The following is a 4,375-nucleotide window of genomic DNA, read 5'->3' on the forward strand; positions in this document are numbered from 1 at the left end:
TGGCGCACCCGCCTCCACGACGCCCGCCGCCACAACGTCGCCCTCGCCCTCCAGCGCCTCGGCCTCGACCCGGCCGCCGCGCCGCGCCTCGCCGACCGCTACTGGGAAGAGCAGACCGCGCGCATGCAGCTCTTCGATGATGCACTCCCCACCCTCGACCTCCTGCGCGAGGCCGGCTTCCGCCTCGGCCTCCTCACCAACGGCCCCGCCGAGATGCAGCGCTGGAAGCTCAGCCGCTTCCCCATCGCCGACCGTTTCGAGGTCGTCGTCATCGAAGGCGAATTCGGCCACGGCAAGCCCCACCCGCGCGTCTTCCAGCACGCCCTCGAGCGGGTCGGTGCCAGCCCCGCCGAGGCCTGGCACATCGGCGATAACCTCTACGCCGATATCGGCGGCGCCCGCCGGGTCGGCCTGCACGCCACCTGGATCCACCGCGGCCGCCTCGAACTCGGCGACAACCCGCCCGCCATCCCCGACCGGGTCATCGCCCACCTCGCCGAGCTCTCCGACCACCTCGAACTCGGCACCGCGTCGCGTTCCGCATGAACATCCTCGTCTTCGGCGCCACCGGCTACATCGGCAGCCACCTCGTCCCCCTCCTCGCCGCACGCGGGCACCACGTCCGCGCTGCTGCCCGCCGCCTGGACGTCCTCGAAGCCCGCCCCTGGGCCGATGTCGAACGCGTCGCCGCCGATGCCCTCCGGCCCGAGACGCTCCCCGCTGCCCTCGCCGGCATCGATGTCGCGTACTACCTGGTTCACTCCATGGGCGGCGGCCCCGGCTTCGCCGCGCGCGACCTCGCCGCTGCCCGCAGCTTCCGCGATGCCGCCGCTGCTGCGGGCGTCAGGCGCATCATCTACCTCGGCGGGCCGTGCCCCGCGGGTCCGCCCTCCGAGCACCTCGCCTCCCGGCTCGCCACCGGCGAGACCCTCCGCCAGGGCCCGGTCCCCGTCACCGAACTCCGCGCCGGGCTCATCGTCGGCCCCGGCTCGGCCGGCTTCGAAGTCATCCGCGACCTCGTCAACCACCTCCCGGTGATGATCACCCCGCGCTGGACCCGCAACCGAACGCGGCCCATCGCCCTCGACGACCTCCTGGCCTACCTCCTCGCGGTGCTGGATACCCCCGGGACCGCCGGCGGCATCTACGACGTCGCCGGCCCCGAAACTCTCACCTTCCGCGACCTCCTCGCACGCTACGCCGCCGTCACCGGCCGCCGCTTCCGCGCGATCGATGTCCCCTTCCTCACGCCGCGCCTCTCGTCGCTCTGGCTCGCCCTCGTCACCAGCGTCCCCCTCGATGTCGCCCGCCCGCTGGTCGAAGGGCTCAAGCACGACCTCCTCCCCGATGACGCCGCCATCCGCGCCATCCTGCCCATCCCCCTCCACACCTACGACGAGGCGGTCCGCGCCGCGCTGGAACGCGAGCGCAGCGAGCCCCTCCCCGCACGCTGGGCCGAAGGCGCTCTCGCCTTCCGCGGTTACAATCCCGATACCTCCTACTACTCCCGCGGTGAAACCACCGTGACGCCGGTCCGCGCCCCTGCGGAAACCACCTGGGAGGTGGTGCGCGCCATCGGCGGCCGCACCGGCTACTACTACGCCACCCCGCTCTGGTGGCTCCGCGGTCAGCTCGACCGCCTCATCGGCGGCGTCGGGCTCCGCCGGGGCCGGCGCCACCCCACCGACCTCCGGGTGGGCGACGCCCTCGATTTCTGGCGCGTCGTCGCCCTCCAGCCCGGCCGCCAGCTCACCCTCCTCGCCGAGATGCGGCTCCCCGGGAGCGCCGTCCTCGAATTCACCGTCGAAACGGTCGATGCCGCCAGCTCCCGCCTCGTGACCACCGCCCGCTTCCACCCCAACGGCGCCTGGGGGCTCGCCTACTGGTACGCCCTCGCCCCCGCCCACTACGTCATCTTCCGGCGCATGCCCCAGCGCATGGCCCGCGCTGCCGAGCGCCGCTACCGGGCCGAGCGGCAGCGCGCCAGGAGCTGACGCCCCCGCCCGCTACTCTCCCGTGTCGAATCTGCCCGGACCCCCGGCGCGATGCCCCACCAGGAGGTGACGATGCGGAATGCCCTCTTCGGCCTTAGCGTGGCGCTGGCCGGCATGGCCCAGCTGGTCAGCACGCTCCTCTTCCTCGCTGCCTGGCTTGGCGGAGCCGCCTGGCTTTTCCTCAGCGGCTCGGTCATCTGGACCACCCTGTGGTTCATCTTCGGCCCCGCCCTGCTCGTCGTCGGTATCTCCGTCCTGCGCCTGCCCGTCATCCTCCTCGGGCTGCTCCTCGCCGCCCTGGCAGGCCGCCGCGACGACTACCTCGCAGCCGTCGCCGCTATGAACAGCGACTGACCTGCGGGCGGCGAAGCCCCTACCGCCGCAGCGCCCCGCCCCGGAAGGGCGCGCCGACCACCGGGCCAATCGCGCACACGTTCGCCGCCCCAAGCACAATCGGCACCACCCCGATGAGGCCGATCACCCACCCGGCCGTGCCGCCGACCGCAAACCCAATGGCGATGAGCACCAGCCCCAGCACCACCCGCAGCAGCCGGCCAGCCGGCGAGGCCATGAACTTCGCGAGTCCCATCTCAGAACCTCCCTGCCCGGCCGCTTCTCCCGCAGCCGGTCGCTTCCTGTTCGTACGTATCGTCCCGCTCCGGTGATCACGCCGCCTGCGCCATGCGGCCCAGGTTCCGGGGGCCCTTCGCCCGTCGACAGGTAACGAAAATTTCGTTATGCTCCTCCCGTGGACGACCAGCTCAACCCCGCCGAGCGCATCATCCGGCGCTTCGGCGGCCAGAGCGCCCTCGCCGCCCTCCTCGGCCGGCGCCAGAGCACCGTCCAACACTGGGCGAAGACAGGGCGCATCCCGGCCCAATGGCACAGCGTCCTCATCGCGCTCGCCCGCCAACGAGGTGTCATCCTGGAACCCAAAGATTTCGTCCAGCCCCAGCCCCGCGCCATCCAGCCCGCCAGCGGCAAGCTCGGTGTCCTGCTCGTCGGCCTCGGCGCCGTCGCCACCACCTTCATCGCCGGCGTCGAAAACGCCCGCCGACGCGGCGCCCTCCCCATCGGCTCCCTCACCCAGATGGGCACCATCCGCCTTGGCAAACGCACCGAAAAGCGCTCGCCCCTCATCAAGGACTTCGTCCCCCTCGCCGACCTCAACGACCTCGTCTTCGGCGCCTGGGACCCGATCCCCGATAACGCCTACGAAGCTGCCCTCAAGGCCGGCGTCCTCGACCGCCACGAGCACCTCGAGCCCATCGCCGATTTCCTCCGCGCCATCGAACCGATGCCCGCCGTCTTCGACCAGCGCTACGTCAAACGCCTGCACGGCACCAACGTCAAGACCGGCGCCTCGAGGATGGAGCTCGCGAACCTCATCCGCCAGGACATCCGCGACTTCAAGGCGCGCAACGGCTGCGACCGCCTCGTCATGATCTGGTGCGCCTCCACCGAAGTCTTCATGGAGGAAACCGCCGACCACGCCAACCTCGAAGCCTTCGAAGCCGCCCTCGAGGCCAGCAGCGACACCATCGCCCCTTCGATGATTTACGCCTACGCCGCCCTCATGGAAGGCGTCCCCTTCGCCAACGGCGCGCCCAACCTCACCGTCGATATCCCCGCCCTCGTCAAGCTCGCCAACGACCGCGGCGTCCCCATCGGCGGGAAGGACTTCAAGACTGGCCAGACCCTCGTCAAGACGGTCATCGCCCCCATGCTCAAGGCCCGCATGCTCGGCGTCGCCGGCTGGTACTCCACCAACATCCTCGGCAACCGCGACGGCGAAGTCCTCGATGACCCCGAGAGCTTCAAGACCAAGGAGGAATCCAAGCTCGGCGTCCTCGAATACATCCTCCAGCCCGACCTCTACCCCCAGCTCTACGGCAACATCTACCACAAGGTCCGCATCAACTATTACCCGCCCCGCGGCGACAACAAAGAAGGCTGGGACAACATCGATATCTTCGGGTGGCTCGGCTACCCGATGCAGATCAAGATCGACTTCCTCTGCCGCGATTCCATCCTCGCCGCACCCCTCGTCCTCGACCTCGCCCTCTTCTTCGACCTCGCCCAGCGCGCCGGCATGAAGGGCATCCAGGAGTGGCTCTCCTTCTACTTCAAGAGCCCCCAGCATGCCCCCTCCGTCTACCCCGAGCACGACCTCTTCATCCAGCAGACCAAACTCAAGAACACCCTGCGCTGGCTCATGGGCGAAGAGCAGATCACCCACCTCGGCCTCGAGTACTACGAGGACGAGTAACGCCGCCCCCGCCACCCCCCCGCTGCGGCCCCGGCAGACGCCGGGGCCGTTCGCGCATAATCGAAGCGATGCCCCGCTACGAATCCGTCCGCCAGCTCGCCGGCAACACCCC

5 protein-coding genes are annotated in these 4,375 nt (G+C 70.3%); 4 read left to right on the plus strand and 1 reads right to left on the minus strand.

What is annotated here, in order from left to right; translation table 11 throughout:
• The 3 genes from VAE46_RS03415 to VAE46_RS03425 form a co-directional block, all read left to right on the plus strand.
• A partial coding sequence (locus tag VAE46_RS03415; protein ID WP_322795512.1) for an HAD-IA family hydrolase occupies positions 1-546 on the plus strand: 546 nt, incomplete at its 5' end.
• Complete coding sequence (locus VAE46_RS03420) at positions 543-1,994, plus strand: SDR family oxidoreductase (protein WP_322795513.1); 1,452 nt, start codon at positions 543-545, stop codon at positions 1,992-1,994. The genes VAE46_RS03415 and VAE46_RS03420, both read left to right, overlap by 4 nt.
• A 72-nt stretch (positions 1,995-2,066) precedes the next feature.
• On the plus strand, positions 2,067-2,348 hold the full coding sequence (locus VAE46_RS03425) for a hypothetical protein (protein ID WP_322795514.1): 282 nt from the start codon (positions 2,067-2,069) through the stop codon (positions 2,346-2,348).
• Between the two features lie 19 nt (positions 2,349-2,367).
• Here VAE46_RS03425 and VAE46_RS03430 read toward each other — a convergent pair whose 3' ends face one another.
• Entirely contained in the window at positions 2,368-2,583 is a 216-nt protein-coding gene (locus VAE46_RS03430) for a YgaP-like transmembrane domain (RefSeq protein WP_322795515.1), read from the minus strand.
• 159 nt (positions 2,584-2,742) lie between these two features.
• Here VAE46_RS03430 and VAE46_RS03435 point away from each other — a divergent pair, with 159 nt between their 5' ends.
• Positions 2,743-4,263: an inositol-3-phosphate synthase gene (locus tag VAE46_RS03435; RefSeq protein WP_322795516.1), complete on the plus strand. Its 1,521-nt coding sequence runs from the start codon at positions 2,743-2,745 to the stop codon at positions 4,261-4,263.
• The last annotated feature ends 112 nt before the right edge of the window (positions 4,264-4,375 follow it).

Source organism: Tepidiforma sp. (assembly GCF_034433535.1).
Lineage (GTDB): Bacteria > Chloroflexota > Dehalococcoidia > Tepidiformales > Tepidiformaceae > Tepidiforma.

Bases quoted from the DNA above. Each gene is read 5' to 3' on its own strand.
- VAE46_RS03425 (WP_322795514.1), top strand. From the start codon at position 2,067: ATGCGGAATGCCCTCTTCGGCCTTAGCGTGGCGCTGGCCGGCATGGCC.
- VAE46_RS03420 (WP_322795513.1), top strand. From the start codon at position 543: ATGAACATCCTCGTCTTCGGCGCCACCGGCTACATCGGCAGCCACCTC.
- VAE46_RS03430 (WP_322795515.1), bottom strand. From the start codon at position 2,583: ATGGGACTCGCGAAGTTCATGGCCTCGCCGGCTGGCCGGCTGCTGCGG.